This is a genomic window from Agathobaculum desmolans ATCC 43058 (genome assembly GCF_000701665.1).
Classification (GTDB): domain Bacteria; phylum Bacillota; class Clostridia; order Oscillospirales; family Butyricicoccaceae; genus Agathobaculum; species Agathobaculum desmolans.
Window position 1 is genome coordinate 52,529 of the sequence record NZ_JNJN01000001.1, and the last position, 20,377, is coordinate 72,905.

17 protein-coding genes are annotated in these 20,377 nt (G+C 57.7%); all 17 read right to left on the reverse strand.

Annotated elements, in window-relative coordinates; translation table 11 throughout:
• Positions 1-76: 76 nt before the first annotated feature.
• Positions 77-1,327, reverse strand: a complete 1,251-nt coding sequence (dprA, locus tag T363_RS0100245) for a DNA-processing protein DprA (protein WP_078096837.1) — start codon at positions 1,325-1,327, stop codon at positions 77-79.
• Between the two features lie 10 nt (positions 1,328-1,337).
• Positions 1,338-2,105 carry a TrmH family RNA methyltransferase gene (locus T363_RS0100250; RefSeq protein WP_242840205.1) on the reverse strand — a complete coding sequence of 256 codons (768 nt, stop codon included), beginning with the start codon at positions 2,103-2,105 and terminating at the stop codon, positions 1,338-1,340.
• 5 nt (positions 2,106-2,110) lie between these two features.
• Positions 2,111-2,770 (reverse strand): potassium channel family protein, encoded by a 660-nt coding sequence (locus T363_RS0100255; protein WP_207640611.1) that lies wholly within the window; start codon positions 2,768-2,770, stop codon positions 2,111-2,113.
• A 51-nt stretch (positions 2,771-2,821) separates the two neighbouring features.
• Complete coding sequence (locus T363_RS0100260; protein ID WP_051642990.1) at positions 2,822-4,195, reverse strand: TrkH family potassium uptake protein; 1,374 nt, start codon at positions 4,193-4,195, stop codon at positions 2,822-2,824.
• 200 nt (positions 4,196-4,395) lie between these two features.
• A complete protein-coding gene (gene lysS, locus T363_RS0100270; RefSeq protein WP_031472094.1) occupies positions 4,396-6,330 on the reverse strand; it encodes a lysine--tRNA ligase in 1,935 nt (644 codons plus the stop codon).
• A gap of 83 nt (positions 6,331-6,413) precedes the next feature.
• Positions 6,414-6,887 (reverse strand): transcription elongation factor GreA, encoded by a 474-nt coding sequence (gene greA, locus T363_RS0100275; protein WP_031472096.1) that lies wholly within the window; start codon positions 6,885-6,887, stop codon positions 6,414-6,416.
• Positions 6,888-7,019: 132 nt separating this feature from the next.
• Complete coding sequence (locus T363_RS0100280) at positions 7,020-8,180, reverse strand: S41 family peptidase (RefSeq protein WP_031472098.1); 1,161 nt, start codon at positions 8,178-8,180, stop codon at positions 7,020-7,022.
• Positions 8,181-8,243: 63 nt separating this feature from the next.
• Entirely contained in the window at positions 8,244-9,422 is a 1,179-nt protein-coding gene (locus T363_RS0100285; RefSeq protein WP_051642991.1) for a murein hydrolase activator EnvC family protein, read from the reverse strand.
• 30 nt (positions 9,423-9,452) lie between these two features.
• Positions 9,453-10,337, reverse strand: a complete 885-nt coding sequence (gene ftsX / locus T363_RS0100290) for a permease-like cell division protein FtsX (RefSeq protein WP_031472102.1) — start codon at positions 10,335-10,337, stop codon at positions 9,453-9,455.
• Positions 10,334-11,014 (reverse strand): cell division ATP-binding protein FtsE, encoded by a 681-nt coding sequence (ftsE, locus tag T363_RS0100295; protein ID WP_031472104.1) that lies wholly within the window; start codon positions 11,012-11,014, stop codon positions 10,334-10,336. Before ftsE ends, ftsX begins: the two co-directional genes overlap by 4 nt.
• 151 nt (positions 11,015-11,165) lie before the next feature.
• Positions 11,166-11,309 (reverse strand): hypothetical protein, encoded by a 144-nt coding sequence (locus T363_RS15900; RefSeq protein WP_154658710.1) that lies wholly within the window; start codon positions 11,307-11,309, stop codon positions 11,166-11,168.
• Positions 11,310-11,381: 72 nt separating this feature from the next.
• A complete protein-coding gene (locus T363_RS0100305; RefSeq protein WP_031472106.1) occupies positions 11,382-12,473 on the reverse strand; it encodes a PucR family transcriptional regulator in 1,092 nt (363 codons plus the stop codon).
• A gap of 189 nt (positions 12,474-12,662) precedes the next feature.
• A complete protein-coding gene (locus T363_RS0100310) occupies positions 12,663-13,394 on the reverse strand; it encodes a pseudouridine synthase (protein WP_031472108.1) in 732 nt (243 codons plus the stop codon).
• A 187-nt stretch (positions 13,395-13,581) separates the two neighbouring features.
• Complete coding sequence (locus tag T363_RS0100315) at positions 13,582-14,085, reverse strand: DUF4830 domain-containing protein (RefSeq protein WP_031472110.1); 504 nt, start codon at positions 14,083-14,085, stop codon at positions 13,582-13,584.
• 107 nt (positions 14,086-14,192) lie between these two features.
• The gene (locus T363_RS0100320; RefSeq protein WP_031472112.1) at positions 14,193-15,398 is read right to left on the reverse strand and encodes an FprA family A-type flavoprotein; all 1,206 of its coding nucleotides are present in this window, start codon (positions 15,396-15,398) and stop codon (positions 14,193-14,195) included.
• A 161-nt stretch (positions 15,399-15,559) separates the two neighbouring features.
• On the reverse strand, positions 15,560-17,644 hold the full coding sequence (locus tag T363_RS0100325; RefSeq protein ID WP_031472114.1) for an elongation factor G: 2,085 nt from the start codon (positions 17,642-17,644) through the stop codon (positions 15,560-15,562).
• A gap of 472 nt (positions 17,645-18,116) precedes the next feature.
• A complete protein-coding gene (locus T363_RS14250) occupies positions 18,117-20,357 on the reverse strand; it encodes a hypothetical protein (RefSeq protein ID WP_034971367.1) in 2,241 nt (746 codons plus the stop codon).
• Positions 20,358-20,377 lie beyond the last annotated feature (20 nt).

Genomic DNA, 20,377 nt, shown 5'->3' on the forward strand with positions numbered 1-20,377 from the left:
CTCACAGAGCGGCTATTTCATTTGCGCCTTATAGCGCAGACCGCTTCCATTTTCTTCTCCGACTGTACAACGGACGCTATTGCCGTCCCAGCACAAGCCTGCCCTTTTCGCGGCGCAGAACGCCGTCCATCTCCAACATGGTGACCAGACTCATCACACGCGGCGCGGGCAGGCCGCAGCGCTCAATCAATTCCTCGGCAGTGCCTACGCCCTGCTGCACCAGCTCCGCGATCTGCCGCTCCGCATCCGACAAGTGCGCCGGCAGCGCCGCTGCCGCAGCAGCGGACGGCTTTTCCGTTTTCTCCGCCTGCTTTGCCCGCTGTTCCGCCTGTTCCTCGCGCCGCCGGATCTCATCCCATGCAGAACGGGCTGCCGGCGCGCTGCGCTCCCCGGTCTGCCGTTGGAATGCACGACGCGCCTGCTGTTCTACGGTGCGGTCGGGCAGCAGCCCCAAGTAGGTGCGCACCAGCGCCTGCGGACTGCGCAGCAGCGCGGCCTCTCCCTTTTCGATCAGCTCGTTGCACGCGCGGGACTGCGGTGCGTCCAGCGCACCGGGCACCGCATAAACGTCCCGCCCCTGATCGAGCGCGTGCCGCGCGGTGATCAGCGCACCTGAGCGGTAATCCGCCGCTTCCACAATGACCGAAGCGACCGACAGACCGCTGATGATCCGGTTGCGGTTGTGGTAATGCGTGCCGCGCGGCTCTGTTCCGGGCGGGTATTCGCTCACGACCGCGCCGGACAGTAAGATATCCCCCATCAGGCTGCGGTGCTGCGGCGGATAGCATACATCCACGCCGCCGGCCAGCACGGCAACGGTCAGTCCGCCTGCACGCAGCGCGCCGCGATGCGCCGCACCGTCCGCGCCAAGCGCCATGCCGCTCACCGTGATCATACCGGCACGAGCCAGCGCCGCGCCGATCTCCTCCGCCGTGTGCAAGCCGTAAGGCGTGGCCTTGCGCGTACCCACAACGGATACTGCAGGCGTCACATCAAAATCCGGCCAGCTTCCGCGCACATAGAGCACAAGCGGCGGATCGGCGATCGCGCGCAGACGGTCAGGATAGGCGCTGTCGCCGATCGTCAGTATCTGGATGCCCGCTCTGGTGCACTGCTCGATGATGCGCGCTGCCTCATCGGTATTTTTATCGCAAAGCGTATCCACCTGTGCCTTGCGCAGCGGGCAGGCCGACGCGGTCAGCGCTGCCCGGTCGGCGGCATATACGGCCTCCGGCGAACCGAACGCCCGCAGCAGCTCTGCCGCAGTGCCCGCGCCCAAACCATTCCTCTGTGCCAGCCATACATAACTCAAACGTGACGGCATCATGCCCGCCTCCTTATTTGGTCATTTCATAGATCACAATCGCTGCCGCAACACCCGCATTAAGCGATTCTGCACGCCCATGCATGGGAATAATGATGCGCCGGTCGGAAAGTGCCAATGCCTGCTGCGACACACCTCTGCCCTCGCTGCCGATGATCACCGCTGCGCTGCCGAGCGGCACGCTGCCGAGCGGCACGCTGTCCGCGTGCAGCGCAGTCGCATACAGCGGCAGCCCCATCTGCCGCAGTTGTGCCGCGGCCTGTTCCAGCGGCAGCTGCACGCACGGCAGGCGGAACACCGCGCCCATGGTTGAACGCACGACCTTGGGCGAAAAGGGATCAGCGCAGCCCTCGCACAACACCACAGCGCCGAGCGCAAAGGCTTCGGCGGTGCGCAGGATCGTGCCAAGGTTGCCGGGATCCTGCAAACCGTCCAGCAGCAGAACCTGCTGCCGTCCGTTCAGCGCCTGCGCCGTCCACACCGGCTGCCGGCAGGAAAACACCACACTCTGCGGCGTTTCCACTTCGCTGGCCAGCGCAAACAGCGCGTCCGGCGCGGTATACAACGCCGCACCGGATGCGGCCGCCTGTCCGAGCAGAGTGGACAGCTCCGCTTCCCGTCCCGCGCGCACCAGCAGGGTTTGGATCTGCGCCCCCGAAGAGAGCGCTTCGCGCAGCATCTTTTCGCCTTCGCACAGCATTTCTCCTGTGCTGCGGCGGTATTTCCGTTCCCGTCCCAACCGCGCCAGATGCCGCAGCGCGGGGTTATGACGGCTCTGCACCTCGATCAATGCAGCTCCACCACGGCGTTGACACGGTCATTCGTGCCGATCACGATCAGGATATCGCCATTCTCGATCACCTGTTCCGGAGAGGGCGATACATCCACATGGCCGCCCTCCCCATGCCGGATCGCCAGCACATTGATCAGGTAGCGCGCACGCACGTTCAGTTGTCCCAGCGAATGGCCGATCCAACTTTTGGGCGGATGGATCTCCAAAATCGAAAAATCATCCGACACACCGATAAAATCCACCACGTTGGTACGCGCCAAACGCTGCGCCAGACGCTGCCCCATTTCACTTTCAGGCAGTACGACCCGATCCGCGCCGACGCGCTCGAGCACACGGGCATGCACCGGACTCATTGCCTTTGCCACCACGTATTTCGCGCCCATTTCCTTGAGCATCACCGTAATCAGGATGCTGGCCTCCATATCCGAACCGACCGCGACCACGCAGCAGTCAAAATTGCGCGCACCAACCGAGCGCAGCACGGCTTCCTCCTGCGCATCGCCCTGAATCGCCTGTGTCACATCATCGGCAATGTGCTGCACATTTTCCGCATCCACATCAAGGGCAAGCACCTCCTGCCCCAAGGCGGACAGTTCCCGCGCCACCGCAGTGCCAAACCGCCCCAAGCCGATCACCAAAAAGGATTTCATCATGCAAAACTCCTCTGTTTCCGCCCCGTTTGGCGGCATCTGCCGCCAAACGGATCAGCCTATCATCACATTGGCCTCCGGATACTGCATCTTCGGCGGGTCCCGGTGCCGCATAAGCACAGCGACCCCCAGTGTCAGCACGCCGACACGGCCAAGGTACATCAATAAAATCAAAATCACACGCGAAGCGGTGCACAGCATCGGCGTCAGCCCCATGGTCAGCCCGACCGTACCGAACGCCGAAACCACCTCGAACACACACTGCTCAAACGGCACGCCCTCCAGATAGGAGATCGCACAGGCTCCGCTCAGCCCCAGCACACCGCCCATGATCATCATGGTAATAGCATTCATAATGCTGCGCGGCACGATCGTGCGGCCAAAGGCGGATGCCGTTGTCCGCCCGCGCAGCGCTGAGATCGCACTGATTGCCAGCACCGCCGTTGTAACCGTTTTAATGCCGCCCGCTGTCGATCCGGGCGAACCGCCGATCATCATCAACAGGCAGGCGATCGCCTGCGAAGGGCCGGTGAGCGCCGCCTGATCGATGGTGTTGAAACCCGCGGTGCGCAGCGTAACCGACTGGAACGCCGCCGCAAGCAGCTTATCCCCGCCGGAGAGCGCCCCCAGCGTTTTCGGATTGTTCCACTCAAACAGGACGGTCAGCCCGAAGCCCGTCAGCAGCAGCACGCCGGTTGTGACAAGCACCAGCTTGCTGTGCAGGGTCAGGCGGCGGAAGCGCCGCTTGTCCCAGATATCGCCCCACACAAAAAAGCCCAGCCCGCCGATCACGATCAGCGCCATGATCGTCAGGTTGACAACCGGATCTCCCACGTAATCCACCAGCGAACCAAACGGCTGCTCCGGGGTGCCGAACAGGTCGAATCCTGCGTTGCAAAAGGCTGAAACCGCGTGAAATATGCTCATTTTCAGGCCATGCCACCAGCCGAACTGCGGAATAAACCGCGTGCTGAGCAGCAGTGCACCTGCACTTTCAAACACCAGCGTGCCGAACAGCACACGGCGGGTCAGACGGACGATACCGGCGTTTTCCGTTAAGTTCAGCCCCGCACTGAGCACCATGCGCTCACGCAGGGTGATTGTGCGGCGCAGCAGAAAAGACGCGATCGAAGCCATTGTCATAAATCCCAAACCGCCGATCTGGATCAGCACCAGAATCACACCTTGTCCAAACCCCGACCAGTGAACCGCCGTGCTGACCGTGATCAGACCGGTCACACAGGTAGCCGAGGTAGCAGTAAACAGCGCATCCAGAAAGTCCGTCGGCTGTCCGCTGCGGGCCGAAACCGGCAGACACAGCAGCAGTGCGCCGGTCAGGATCGTGATGGCAAAGCCCAACGCGATCACCATGGTGGCGTGCATGGACCGGTGCATCCTGCGGCGGCCGAACAGATTGATACCGCTCATTCCCGAAATACTCCTTTGCTCATGCGAAATACCAAAAGCCTGAACGGTATGCGTTCAGGCTTTTATCGAAATATTGGCTTGCCCTGCAGCAGCCGGCCCCACGGCCAGCTGCACTGCGCGCGGGAACAAAACGTTTTCGACAAGCTGAACGATGCTGCTGCCGTCCGCGCTTCCACGCCGGAGCGGCAGTGCCCGCAGCCTTAGTACAACTTGGCGCCGGCGGGAATCCGATCATCCACAAGCAGCAGGTTCAGACCCTCGCGGCCGTCCTCTTCATGCACCGCAGAGATCAGCATCCCTTCCGATTCGATCCCCATCATCTTACGCGGCGGCAGGTTGACGATCGCGATCGCAGTTTTGCCGATCAGCTCCTCCGGCTCATAGTATTCATGAATCCCGCTGAGGATCGTGCGGCGGCGCTCCGTGCCGTCGTTCAGGGTGAACTGCAGCAGCTTCTTGCTCTTCGGCACCGCCTCGCAGGCCTCGATCTTGACCGCGCGGAAATCCGACCGGGAGAACGTTTCAAAATCTACCGTTTCTTCAAACAGCGGCTCGATCTTCACCTTGGAAAAGTCCGGCTTTTCTGCCTTCGGCGCAGCAGCTGCTGCACCGGCAGTTTCCCCCGGCTTGCCGTCCAGCGGCTTCATTGTCGGGAACAGCAGCACATCACGGATGGAGGCCGAATCGGTCAGGAACATGACCAGACGGTCGATGCCCATGCCCATGCCGCCCGTGGGGGGCATGCCGTACTCCAGCGCGTTGATAAAATCATCATCCATCATGTTGGCTTCGTCATCGCCTGCGGCGCGCAGCGCAACCTGACGCTCAAAGCGCGCCCGCTGATCGATCGGATCATTCAGCTCAGAGAAGGCGTTGCACAGCTCACGCCCGGCGACAAAGCACTCAAAACGCTCGGTCAGGCGCGGGTCAGATGCCTTGCGCTTGGCCAGCGGCGAAATCTCGACCGGATAGTCAATGATAAAGGTCGGCTGCAGCAGATTTTCCTCTACAAACGCATCGTAGCACTGCGCCAGCAGGTCGCCCCAGCTTTCCTTGCCCGGCTCGACCTCCACGCCCTTGGCGCGAACAGCCGCCAGCGCCTCCTCCTGACTCATCGCCATAAAGTCCAGTCCGGCGTATTCCTTAACGGCATCCGCCATGGTCATGCGGCACCAGCCCTTGGAGAAGTCCAGCTCCAGCCCCTGATAGGTCACCTTGGTGGTTCCCAGCACCTTTTCGCACACATGCACGACCATATCCTCAGTGATATCCATCATGCCGTGATAATCCGTATAGGCCTGATACAGCTCAATCGTGGTAAACTCCGGATTGTGCTTGGTATCCATGCCCTCGTTGCGGAAAATACGGCCGATTTCATACACCTGCTCAAACCCGCCTACGATCAGACGCTTCAGGTGCAGCTCGGTCGCAATGCGCATGTACATATCAATATCGAGCGCATTGTGGTGTGTGATAAAGGGACGCGCTGCCGCACCGCCCGGAATGGTATTCAGGCACGGGGTTTCCACTTCCATAAAACCACGGGAGTCCATAAAATTGCGGATCTCGCGCACGATCGCCGAGCGCTTTTCAAAGGTGTCGCGCACCTCGGGGTTGATGATCAGATCAACATAGCGCTGACGGTAGCGCATATCGGTATCCTTCAGGCCGTGCCACTTTTCAGGCAGCGGCGCAAGATTCTTGGAGAGCAGCGTCAGCTCATGCACCGCAACCGAGATCTCGCCCTTCTGCGTGCGGAACACCTCGCCCTCCACACCGATGATATCACCGATATCAAACTTCTTGTAGCCCTTATAGACCTCATCGCCCACATTATCGCGCTTAATATAAAGCTGCAGGCGGCCGTAGCGGTCGGACAGGTCGGAGAAGGATGCCTTGCCCATGATGCGCTTGCTCATCATACGGCCGGCCAGACGGACGGTCTTGCCCTCCAGTTCCTCAAACCGCTCGTGGATCTCGTTTGTGTGATGGTCACGTTCAAAGCGCACCTGCTGGTACGGATCTGCATCCGCAGCCTGCAGCTCCGCCAGCTTTTCGCGGCGGATGCGCTTCAGTTCGTGCAGCTCCTCCGCGGTCTGCTCGTGCTGTTCCTGCGCCTGATGCTGTTCTGCCATGTTTTCCCCATCTTTCTGATTATGATAATATGTAAGACACGCCGGTGCGTGCCATGCGGCGGGCTGCTTGCCCTGCCGCCATTTTATTTCTGAATATTAACGATCTGGTACTTGACAATGCCGACCGGCGCCTCAACCTCGACCACCGCGCCGACTTTTTTGCCCAGCATCGCCTTGCCAAACGGCGATTCATCCGAAATTTTGCCCTCCATCGGATCCGCTTCCTGCGAACCGACGAAGTGGTATTCCTCCTCATCGCCGAATTCCAGATCCTTCACCACAAAGCGGCAGCCGGGAGAAACCTCGTCCGCAGCGTACGTATCGCCGGTCACGACGACAGCCAGCTTGATGATCTCCTCCAGCTCTGCAATCCGGGAATACAGCTTGCCCTGCTCGTTTTTCGCTTCATCATATTCCGCATTCTCGGACAGGTCGCCGAACGAGCGCGCTTCCTTCAGCTGCTCGGCTACTTCATCCGCACGAGTGGTTTTAAGGTATTCCAGTTCTTCCTTATATGCGTCCAGACTTTCCTGCGTCAGTTTGATTTCTTTTGCCATTTCCTGCAAACCCTTCTTATTCTCAATCATCGGCTCTAAGGCCGTACAGTACACCTTATTATAGGTAAGGATGCGCACTCTGTCAAGCGCACATCCCTATTTTCTTGCATTTGATCTGATTTCGACAGGATATTATTTCAACATTTCGGCTGCTTTTTGTATCTGCGGATCATTTTCCGGCATCAAAAACCAAAACGCTTCCCGCTGCTCCTCGGTAAGCGGCGCCTCTATATCCGGCGCGATACCGACACCCGCCAAGCTCTTCCCCTGTGGGGTAAAATACTCCTCTACCGACAGATTGACCGCCGAACCGTCAGACAGTTCAAAGGTGCGCTGGGCGCGCCCCTTGCCCGTGGTATGGGTACCCAGTAAAAGCGCACAGTCATATTCCTGCAGGGCGGCAGCAAAGAACTCCGCCGCCGAAATACTCTGCTCATCGATCAAAACCGCCAGCGGCAGATCAAGCTGCGCTGCATCCGAGGAATAAACGATCTCCTCCCCATCCTTGGTGCGCAGGGTCATAATCGTCCCCTCAGGCAGCAGCGGATCGAGCATAGCGCTCATTTCCTTCACCCGGCCGCCGCCATTGTGACGGACATCCAGCACGATCGCCCGCGCACCCGCCTGCACCAGTGCATCCAACGCCGTCTGAAACTGCTCCGCTGACCCCACATGGAAATTTTCGATGCGCAGATATCCGGTACCGTCCGCCAGCATTTGCCCCCACGCCATCTTTTGCGTCACGATCGCACGCGTCATCGTCATCTCCAGTGTGCTGCCGTCCCGGCGGACGGTCAATGTCACCGGTGTGCCCTCTTCTCCCTGAATTGCTTCCAGCACCGCTTCTGCACCGTCCTGCGGAACGGTCAGGCCATCCGCACCTACAATGCAGTCACCCTGCTGCATTCCGGCCTGTGCCGCCGGAGAGTCATCATAGATCCGGCTGACATGCAGCCCCTTTTCATCTGTGACGACCATCACACCGATACCGCAGTTTTTGCCCTCGGTATTCAGCTTGTACGCCTCATACTGCTCCGCCGGAATGTAGGATGACCATACATCCCCCAAGCCGGTCACATAGCCGACCGCCGCATAATCCGCCACAGCGGTTTCATCCAGTGTCCCGATATACCGGTCCGCCGCAATACGGTCGATCTCACGCAGTTTGTCAGCGACCGCCGGCGTGCGCCAGCCCAACGCCGCCAAGCAGCACAGCACAGCGAGCAGCGCAGCCGTCATGCTCAAAAACAGGGCCGTCACCAGCGGCACGCGCACTTCTCGTATTTTTTTCAATGCTATCCCTCCAAAAAAGCAGGGGGAGCCATGCTCCCCCTGTATTATTTCGGTTGTTCCGGATCAAAAATAGCTCTTCGGATCAACGGTAGAGCCGTTGACATAGACCTCGAAGTGCAGATGCGGCCCGGTCGAGTTGCCGGTCGAGCCGACCTTGCCGATCAACTGTCCCTGTGTTACGGTCTGCCCCACCGAAACCAGAATGGACGACTGATGACCGTATGCCGTCATCAATCCGCCGCCATGGTCGATTACCGTATAATTGCCGTAACCGGATACCCAGCCCGCCGTTACCACACGTCCCGTGGCTGCCGCCAAAATATCCGCGCCGTAGCCCGCGGGGATATCCTCGCCCGCATGGAACTTACGCGTGCCGTAGATCGGGTGGATGCGCCAGCCATACCGCGAATTGGTAGTCGTGCAGCTCGGCGTCGGCCAAACGAGCGTACCATCCCCCATCGGCACCGAACCGTTCGCAGCCGACTGCCGGGACAATTCCGCGATCTGATTGCTGACCGACTGCATTTCACCGGCGATACGGTCGTACTCCGCTTCACTTTCCGCCTTATACGCCTCGATGCTCTTTTGCAGCGCGGCCTGCTCCGCCTCGCTTGCAGCCAGCTCATCGACCTTATAGCCCAGATTCTCCTCGTATTCCTTCTGCGCATCCTGCGTATTCTGCAGGTCATCCCGCTTCTGTTCGATATCCTCCTTGGCCGCCGTATACTCAGCTACCACACGCTTGTTATCGTCCATGATCGCGGTAACGATCTCCATGCGAGAGAGCAGGTCGGAAAAGCTCGAAGAATTCAGCAGCACTTCCAGATAGCTGGTATCCCCCTGCTCATAGGTCGTGCGCACGGTCAGCGCAAAGGCATCCTCTTTCTCAGCCAACGCCTGTTCCGCCGTATCCAGCTCAACGGTTTTTACATCGATCTGCTGCTGCAGACGCGCAATGTACGCCTTGACCGTTTCAATTTCTTCCTTGGTCAGATTGATCTCGGCCTGCAAAGCATCACGGGTTGCCTGCACATCGTTGGCCTGACGGGTCAGTTCAGCGATTTTTTCCTTGACCGCCGCCTTTTCATCCTCCAGTGAGGACAGCTTATCCCGCAGGGAATCGGCATCCTCGGCCGCTGCGGCAAACGTCAGCCCGGAAGCCAGCAGGGATACCAGCATTGCCAGCACCAGCACGCCCGCCACCACGCAGGAGATCAGCCGCACGGTTTTCTTTTTCAACATAAGGTATTCGCTCCTTTTCTGTGCGGAGAATTATACATCCATAAACTTGCGGATGCTCGTCACCGATCCGCCGATGCCGAACAGCACGCTTGCGCCCAAAAATACGCTGAGCACCAGCCAGCGCAGGCTTTCAAACGGCGCGATTTGGAAATACGGGATCACGCCGCCCGCAATTCTGGCCAGCTCGGTATACAGTCCCCATTCGGCAAAGAAAGCCAGAGCGCCCGCCAGCAGGCCGAGCACCATGCCTTCAATCACAAACGGCCAGCGAATAAACCAGTTGGTTGCGCCAACCATTTTCTGAATGGAGATCTCCTCCCGCCGGGCAAACATGCCGAGCTTGACCGTGTTGGCGATAATGAACACCGAAATAACAGCCAGTCCCACCACCATGGCAAGCGCCACAATGTTGAACACCCGCTGCACCTGCACCAGTTTGGAGATCACAGCTTCATCCGCACGGACATTTGCCACACCGTCCACCGCTTCGATTTCGGCAATGGTCTGTTCGGCCTGTGCCGGATCGGCAAGCGTAAAGATAAAGCTGTTGCGCAGCGGATTATTCGAGGAGTCATAGCTGTCGAGGATTTCGGCATCCTCGCCCAGATCTTCACGATATTTTTCCAGCGCAACATCCCGATCTTCAAAGTCGATCGTGGCGATATTGCCGATCCGCTCAAACTGCGAGCCAAGCGCCTTGGCCTCGCGCGTTGTCAGCTCCTCATCGATAAACACCACGATCTCGCTCGACTGCTGCAGATCGCGGATACTCAGATCGATGTTATACGCCAGCAGCGACACCGTTCCGGTAAGGATCAGGCAGGCGATCATAATGAGCACCGCTGCCAGCGACATAAAGCCGTGCTTGAAAATATTGCGGAAGCCTTCCTTCCAGTAATATCCGAATTTTCTCATACCTGATAGTACCCACCTGTCTGATCACTGATGACCTCGCCCTTATCGATCATCACAACACGTTTTTCAAACTCATCCACCAGGCCTTTTTCGTGGGTAACGATCAGCACGGTGGTGCCCAATTCGTTGATCTTCTCAAACAGCGTCATGAGTTCCAGCGAGCGGGCCGGGTCGAGGTTGCCGGTCGGCTCATCCGCGATAATCAGACGCGGGTTGTTGACCAGCGCACGCGCGATTGCCACACGCTGCTGCTCGCCGCCGGACAGATTCATCGGTTTTTCCTGTGCCTTTTCCGTCAGCCCGACCAAATCGAGCACATAGGGCACCCGCTCTTTGATCGCCTTGGCCTTGGCACCGATCGTCCGCATCGCAAAAGCGACGTTTTCGTACACGGTTTTATTATTGATCAGGCGGAAATCCTGATATACCACGCCCAAAGTACGGCGCAGATAGGGAATCTGGCGCTTCTTCATCTCTCCGACATTGTAATTATTGACCAGCACACGCCCCTCAGTCGGCCGAACCTCCGCCGTGAGCAGCTTGATAATCGTTGTTTTGCCCGAACCGGACGCACCGACAAGAAAGACAAACTCCCCCTCGTCCACACGCAGGTTAGCCTTGTTCACCGCACGGGTACCATTGTCGTACACCATGGTGACATCGTTCATTCGTATCACAGGCAATCCTCCCCGGATCTATCCCTTAAAATCAAAAAAGGCGAAGGCATATATCCATACACCTTCGCCTATTATAGCAGATTATTTCCCGCCGCGCAAGCCAACATTCCCCGCAGCGGTTTCCTTTTGATCCGGCTGCTGCATCAAAAGCTTACGGATCAGCCCTCATTCCGCTCACTACAAGGCATAACCCAACCACGCCAAACAGCAATCCGATGTAAAAGAAAAATACATCCGGAACCGCTACGATGTTTCCAAACAGCAAAAGGGCAAACCCAAGCGTTTTTCGTTTCATTTACCTGCACCTCTTCATTTGCAAGGTGAGCTGCCTGCCGTCATCCGCTATGACGATTGCACTGCCCGCGCTTTAGCGCACGCCTTCCTCACGGCTGGCCAGATACTTGCGCACCATGAGCGCCACCTTGAACACAATCGCGTGATCAAATTCACGCAGATCCAGACCGGTCAGCTTTTTGATCTTTTCCAAACGGTAAACCAGCGTATTGCGGTGCACAAACAGCTTGCGCGAGGTTTCGGATACGTTCAGGTTGTTTTCAAAAAACTTCTGAATGGTAAACAGGGTCTCCTGATCGAGCGAGTCGATCGATCCCTTTTTGAATACCTCGGACAGGAACATCTCGCACAGGGTGATCGGCAGCTGATAGATCAGACGGCCGATGCCCAGATTTTCAAAGCTGATGATATTTTTCTCGGTATCAAATACCGCGCCGACCTCGATCGCAGTCTGCGCTTCCTTAAACGACTTGGCGATGTCCTTCATCTGCGAGGAAACCGAACCGATACCGATCAGGCATTTGACCGAAAGCTCACTGAGCAGCGTTTCTTCGATCGCAGCGGCAATCTTCGCCAAATCCTTGACCTCGCTGCCGGCCTTTACTTCCTTTACAACAACAATATCGTTTTCCGAAATGTGCAGCACAAAGTCCTTCTGCTTGTCCGGGAACATACCGACCACAACATCAATCGCCGCCACATCCGCCGGAGCCTGCTGGCGCACCAGAAAGACCACACGCGGTACATCGTTGCCGAAATGCAGCTCACGCGACTTGATGTAGATATCGCCCGGAAGGATATTATCCAGAATGATATTCTTTACAAAGGTCGCTTTATCATGCTTTTCATCATACAGCGTTTTGATATTATTGATAGCAACCGCGACCAGCGAACAGATGCTGCGCGCCATTTCGTCCTCGCCCTGCACAAAAACGGCATATTCCAGCCGGGAGGCACGATCCCCCGTAATGTGGTACGTGTAGCCGCCGAAACGGACGATCTCCCCCGCAAAGCCCAGCTCGGTAATTGCTTCCTCGCGCATCTCACCAATCCGGGGCAGGTCGGTGCATGCCACAACCGCACCGCTTGCATCCACAATGCCGATCGTACGATCCACCGTATCCTTCATTTGCAAAACAATTGACTGGAACAATCTTGAAGCCATTTCCATCACCTTTCCCGTCTGCTCTCTTTTTTCGGTACTGCACACGCACCATCATGCAGTATCCGCACCGCACCGCCGCTGTTCTGCACAATCTCCACAAGAACGCCACGGCATTCCATCGCATTTTATGACATTATATCATATGCATACTCATTTTTGTACAAAAAGTTTGAAATTTTTTGTCCATTTTTAGAACTCCTGTGCCCCTCCAGCCTGCAAAACTGCCAGCTCGTCTGCCGTCAGCTCCCGGAAAGCGCCCGGCTCCAGCGCGGGATCAAGCGGTATGCCACCGAGCTGCACCCGTTTCAGCGCCACGACCACACCGCCCACTGCGGCCACCATGCGCTTGACCTGATGATATTTGCCCTCCCGCAGGGTAATGCGCACGCGCGCATCCGGTAAACCGGACAATACCTCGAGCCGGGCCGGGCGGCATACCGTGCCGTCCTTCAGCACAAGCCCCTGCCGGAACCGTTCTGCTGCATCCGCAGCCAGTTCCCCTTCAACCGCTGCCTCATACACCTTGGAGACATGGCGGTTCGGGCTCATCAGCGCATGGCTGAGCGCCCCGTCATCCGTAACGAGCAGCAGGCCTTCCGTGTCCTTGTCCAACCGGCCGACCGCAAACAAACCGCGCCGCTCGGCCTCCGGAAACAGATCAAGCACGGTATCGTGCCGTGCATCCCGGCTGGCTGTGATCACCCCCGCCGGCTTATTGAGCATATAATACCGCTGGGCACGGTAACGCTGCACCTGACCATCCAGCGAAACCGAAGCAGTATCCGGATCGACCTTTGCTGCCGGGTCACGCTCGGCTGTGCCGTCTACCGCAACACGCCCCGCGCGAATCATCGCCTGTACTTCCTTACGGCTTCCACAGTTCAGATGGGTTAAAAGCTTATCCAACCGTATGCGTGGCATTTTGTTTCCCCCACCAAGTTATTGATGATTACAGCATAACACTTTTTCGCATATTGCACAATAGGGAAAAACAAAAAAAGTGCAACTCACCAAAAGTAACCAACATGTTCGGAAAATTGCACGCGCTTTTTTCGTGGTTTTGCACAGATAAGCAAAAGCGCTCCCGTTTTGGGAGCGCAAGCACATTCTATTCTTCCGGCGGCTGCGACGGCTGCTGTGTAATCCCGTGCACGAAGCCATCCGCCTCGGCCGCACTGATATCCGCCGCAATCAGCCGGCCGCGCCGCACGAGCAGATTAGCCGTAACGCCGCTCTCCCCCGTGGGGTAGGACAGCAGCTCATAGGTATACAGGGTTGCCCGTTTGCCCTGATACGGCGTCAGATCCATTCCCTGCTCGATCTGCAGCGCATTATATGCGCGGTAATCGTCATCAAAGCTTTTGGGAATCTGCACCTCGCGCTCGCTGCGCGGCTCGGGATCGACCTGCCAACCGCAGCTTTCGAGCAGTGCCACCCGCTGCTCATTCGTGCGCAGTTTGTCATCCAGATCCACCTCGGCCGCTGCAGACGGCGCGCTCACCGTTTCCGCTGCCTGCGGCCAAAGCGCCGCGCCCCCTAATACGGCCGCCCCTACCAGCAGCGCCCCCGCCGCTACTTTTTTCAAGGATATTTTGGCTGCAAAAACGATCATAGCATTGTCCCCTCCCGCTTTTGCTTTATCCTATGTGTAAAGCGGACAGGACAGAACCAAAAAGGCTGTCGAAATGCCTTGGCACTTCAACAGCCTCTGCTTCTCGGTCAGGCCAGAATTTGCGAAGCCAGCACATCCGCCAATGCTTCCAGCGAGGCACGTTGCCCATCTGCAAGCGCAGAGCGGATCGATACCGGCTGTTCCAGCACGGTCATGTTTTTCATGCTTTCCAGCATAGTGCGCATATGCTTTGCCGAAACCGGCGCCCAAGTGCCGTTTTCCAATAGCGCGGCCGTGCGGTTCTGCAGCCCCAGTGCCTTCAGATCCGCCAAATAGCCTTCCATCCGCGGATGCAGGCCGCCGTTATACGTCGGCGCGGCCAGCACCAGATGGCTGCACCGGAAGCTTTCCGCCACCAACTCGGACACATCCGTACCGGAAACATCATACATGGCAATATTGTGCACGCCGCGCTCTGCCAGCAGGCCGGCCAACACCTGTGCCGCATTTTCCGTATTACCGTACATGGTCGCATAGGCGATCATTACGCCCTGCTCTTCCGGCTCATACGTGCTCCATTTCTGATACTTCTCCAGCAGCACCGGCAGATTACCGCGCCAAACCGGACCGTGCAGCGGGCAGATCATCTCGATATCAAGAGCCGCCGCTTTTTTCAGCAGCGCCTGCACCTGCGCGCCGTACTTGCCGACGATATTGGAATAATACCGGCGGGTATCCGCCATCCACATGCTGTCCAACTGCAGCTCGTCATCAAACAGGTTGCCCGCCAGTGCGCCGAATGTGCCGAACGCATCCGCCGAGAACAGGATCTTATCCGGTTCGTCATACGTGACCATGACCTCCGGCCAATGCACCATCGGCGCCATCATAAAATGCAGGGTATGACGGCCGGTTGAGAGCTTGTCCCCTTCCGCCACGACCAGGGCGCGATCCTTTACATCAAGCGCATAGAACTGGGACAGCATTCCGACTGCCCGGGCGCTGCATACGATCTTCGCCTGCGGATACCGGCGCAGCATTTCATCGATCAGGCTGCAGTGATCCGGCTCCATATGCTGTACAACCAGATAATCGAGTTCGCGTCCGCCCAGTGCATACAAAACATTTTCCGTAAACTGGCGGCCGATCGAATCATCGACGGTATCAAACAGCACGGTTTTTTCATCCAACAGCACATAACTGTTATACGATACCCCGCGCGGGATCGGGAACAGGTTTTCAAAACGGCTCAGGCGGCGGTCGCTGCCGCCGACATAAATCAAGTCATCCTTGACCTTTCTGGTACTGTGCATCGCACGACACCTCCATAATCATATCTGTTAAAAGTGTAACACATTTTCCCGTTCCCGTCTACCCCGACGCAGCGCGGGATGCAACAAAAAACCGGCTGCGAAACAGCCGGTTTTTGTCAAACGGTCAAATTCCTGTATTATTTTACCGCCTATGTATCAAATCATTCCTTGTTAAGGGCTTCCAAACGCGCCTTATTCTCCGCAATGACCTTTTCCTGTACCGGTACCGGCGCCTCATCATACCGCTCAAAGGCAGAAACGAAGGAACCGCGGCCCTGCGTCATAGAACGCAGCGTGATCGCGTAATCGGACAGCTCAGCCATCGGGCACTCGGCCAGAATCTCCTGCTTGCCGCCATCAATCGGGTTCATGCCCATGATGCGTCCGCGGCGCTTGTTCAGATCGCCGATCACATCACCCATGTAGGAATCCGGCACAACGACCTTCATCGAGCAAACCGGCTCAAGCAATACCGGGCTGGCCTGCGGAATACCCGCCTTGTAAGCCAAGCGCGCCGCCATCTTGAACGACAGCTCGTTGGAGTCAACATCGTGATAGGAGCCGTCGAGCAGGGTCGCGCGCAGACCAACCATCGGATAGCCCGCCAGTACACCATGCTCCATTGCCTCACGGATGCCCTTATCAACTGCCGGATGGAAGTTTTTCGGCACCGAGCCGCCGAAGATCTTTTCTTCAAACAGGTACTCGCCTTCCGGATACGGCGCAAATTCCATCTTGACGTGACCGTACTGACCGTGTCCGCCGGACTGCTTCTTGTGCTTGCCTTCCACCGTGACCGGCTTGCGGATCTTTTCACGATAAGGAACGATCGGACGGGTCAGCTCGACCTCAACGCCGAATTTATCCTTGAGCTTGGAGCAGAGCACATCCAGATGGATGTCGCCTGCACCTGCGATCGTATGCTGCTTGGTCTCGGGATTGAACTCAGTCTCAAAAGAGGGATCCTCATCATGCAGGCGGGACAGACCGGCGGAGATCTTCTCCTCCGCGCCCTTGACCTTGGGCTGGATCCCCTGCGTGTAGCAGGGCGGTGCGAACTCGATCGGCTCCAGCTCGACCTTGCGCACGCTCATCGAAAGGGTATCGCCCGTTTTGGTCGTAACCAGCTTGGAAACCGCGCCAATATCGCCGCAGCCGATCACCGGCACTTCTGTGGTCTTTTTGCCGCAGACCGTATAGATGTGGCTGAGCTTTTCATTCGCATCTGCACGCTTGTTGACCAGCGTCATATCGCTCTTGACTTCACCCGACATAACCTTGAAGTAGGAGAAACGGCCGTACTGATCCGCAACCGTTTTGAACACGAGCGCACAGGTCGAACCGTTGGGCGTGCAGTTGATTTCGATCAGTTCACCCTTCTCATCCTCACAGATCTCGACCGGCTTTTCATCGGGCGACGGCATATAATCCGCAATGCCCTTGAGCAGCGCATAGGAGCCGATACCGGTTGCCGCAGTGCCGCAGAATACCGGTGCGATGACCAGATCCTTCACACCCTGACGGATGCCTGCGATCAGCTCATCATCCGAGAACTCCTCACCCGCAAAATAGCGTTCCATCAGCTCTTCGCTCAGCTCGGCGATATTCTCGCACAGCGCGGCGCGGTGCTGGTCGATGCGGTCCTTCATATCCTCCGGGATCGGGATCTCGACGCGCTTGCTGCCTTCCATACGGTAGGCCTTACGGATCACGCAGTCGACTACGCCGACCGTATCGCGGTTGCCCTCAAAAATCGGGACGACCACCGGCGCCACAGAAACGCCGAACTGCTTTTGCAGCTTGTGCAGCGCCGTATAATAATCCGAATTTTCTTCGTCAATTTTAGAAATATAGAACATGCGCGGCATAGCGTGCGCTTCGCAGCGCTCCCACGCCTTTTCCGTGCCGACGCCGGGGCCGGACTTGCCTGTTGCAATAATCAGGCCGGATTCGGCAACCCGCAGAGCACAGTTGACTTCACTTTCAAAATCGAAAAAGCCCGGCGTATCGAGCAGATTGATCTTGCAGTCACCAAACTCCACCGGCGCCACGGCAGTGGAAATCGAAAACTGGCGCTTGATCTCTTCCGGATCAAAATCACAAACGGTATTGCCGTCCGTTACCTTGCCGACACGATCGGTCACGCCGGCGATATTGAGCAAGCTTTCGACGAGCGAGGTTTTGCCGTCGCCGCCGTGCCCCATCAGACATACATTACGAATCTTATTAACCGGGTAATTGGCCATAGTTGATATACACTCCCCTGCCCTTGCCTTGCTTCGGGCCCTTTGATAACGGGAATTGATCCCTGTTTGTTATTATACACTATTTGCCACCTGCACGCAAGCTATTTTTTGTGCATTTTTAACCCACGGCCTTCTTACGGAGTATACGTAAATTTTTTGAAAATATTTTTGTTTTTCCTGTCACAAAACCGGCACTTGATCCGTTTATATATATGTAAGCTGTTTTGGTACCGAAGAGAAAGGAGCCCGCCATGACACGCGCCTATCTTGCCACTGCCGCCGCTGTTCTGGCACTGGCCTTAGCCGTTTTTTCTGTTATTTCTGTTTTACCTTTTTAACCCCGAGCCTGTCGAAAAGTGCAGCTTGCTGCACTTTTCTATTGGATACGCACTGCCGCGCAAATACTTTTCCAACAAACGAAAACCCGCTGCGGGATGATTTTCCGCAGCGGGTTTTTTCTGTTATTTGAAAGTTAATGGGTCTGCTGGGTGATAATGAATGATGGGACATACCACAACAGCAGATACAGCAGCAAATGCTGCACCGGCAGCGCATCCGCTGCATTCTGGAACACTAAGTAAAAAACGATCAGCATGCCGAAAATACCGGCAAACGCCCCCAGCGTCAGCAGCGAACGCACTGCGCCCGCCAGCTTATCTGCGCAGCGGAGCACCTGCATCAGCGGCCCCGCCCCCTCACGGGTCAGAATCGCAGCCGGAGCATCCCCCCATGCATAGCCGGGATCGAGCAGCCGCTTTACCCCCGCCGGGTCAGGCTGGTCGGCAAAACCGCGGCGCAAATCAAACTCTGTCTCCACCATTGCAGGCGAGATATTGAAATCCTGCACCGCCAACACGGCATTCATATGCATCCGGCGCATCATACGCATGGCCTGATAGGTATGCTTGGTTGTCTGGTAGCGCAGCGTCAGCACACCGGCCAGCGCATCATCCACCACCAGATAGCCACAGACCTGATCGCCCTGTCCCGCATGGATCCGCACGCCCATCTGCACCATAAGCGCCGCAGTGCCAAGAATCACCCGGCTGCTGCCAACTTCACCGGCCACGCCGCCTTCGACCATCCGCACATTGCGTGCGGCCAGTGTAACGCCGTACCGCTCACGCGTCACATCGGTCAGCACGCGGCCCAGCTCCAGACCGGCGGCATCGGCCACCGCCGCCGCGCATGCCAGCACACGGTCATCCGACAGCCGTCCCATATTCTGCAGGGACTCCAGACTGATCGATCCCGCGGGGAACAGGTCGTTCTCACACAGTACAACCTCTTCCGTACCGCGCAGCAGGTTGGCCTGCCGTGCGCCGGCGATCGCCGCCCCGGACGCCAGCAAGCGGCGGGATACGTTTTTATAGCTTGCGCCGAAGGCACACAGCATTCCCAGCGGCGCAGAAACCGACAGCACTGCCGAAAATGCCCAGAAAAACCGCATTGGCTGGCCGCATCCTACGGATGCCACCAATGCAAAAATAATCGATGCTGCCAACGCAATCGGCACATAGATCATCGAGAAACGATCTGCCGCATCCGGGCGTTCCATTTCCGTTAAAAAGGCTTTTTCATCATACAGCGGGCATTTGACCGCCCGGCAGGCATCATCCTCGCTGTCATAGTGGCTGTATACTGCCATGGGCTGCTCTGCCGCACAAACCGCCTGATAAGCGCGCGCCCGTGCAGCACAGCAGTTGCGCTCTTCCCGCAAGGCTGCATACAGCATTAGGATGCTGACCGCCACATACGGCACAGAAACGCCGCCCTGATCGGGAAACACGATCATCGACGCACCGTGCAGCAGCGAAGCCACCACAGCGAACGAAACCAGCGAATTCCGATCCGGCGCACCGTGCAGCAGCTTGTAAAAGCCTTGCCCAAACAGATCCACACCCAAAAACAGCGCTGCAAATTGCAGCAGCAGCAGCACGCCGATGCCCACCGTGGGATTTTCCACCGCATCCACTGCTGCCGGCAGCGGCAGCACCTCAAAACCGGGGGCAACGCTGAGATAAGCCGCAGCAGCCGCCAGCAGCAGCACCAACGTTGCACGGATAGACAGCCCCTGCGCCCGTCGTTTCAGGCCGGACGACGCCTGCGCCGGGTTGCGCAGACGGATCTCTTCCTCTTCCTCCGCCTGTTCGGCCGCAATGCGCGCAGCACGCGCCTGCTTGCGTGTCATGCGCTCCCCACTGGCACCGTCCGGCATGGATGCTTCCGGCGCGGCGGCAGACACTTCTTCTTCCTCGCGTTCTGCCAATTTGGCAGCGCGGCGCGCTTCGCGGGCCGCTGTCTTTTCCTCCGCACGACGGCGGCGTTCCTCTGCCTTGGCCTCCCGTGCGGCGATCCGCACCGCACGGGGATCGACGTCCTCCTCTTCTTCCAAAGCGGACAAATCAGGCACCGGCTCCCGCTCTGTTTCCGGCTCGGGGTGACGCGCCGGGCGTTTTTTCGGCGCAGTGCGCGGCGCCTCCGCTGCCGGCTCTGCCGCCTGCGCAAACTGCGGCTGTTCCCGCACAGGCTGCGGTTCTTCCCGCATAGGAGATACATCCGGTATCGGCTGCGCGGCTTGGCGCGGCTCTGCCGGCACACCGCCCGACACCTCAGCGATGATCGCATCCAGATCGAATTCACCGCTGTCCGGCACATCATTCAGCAGATCCTTCAGCGCGTCCAGATTCATTGTTTCATCTTTTCTGTCCATAGCTTACTGCGTCCCCTCCC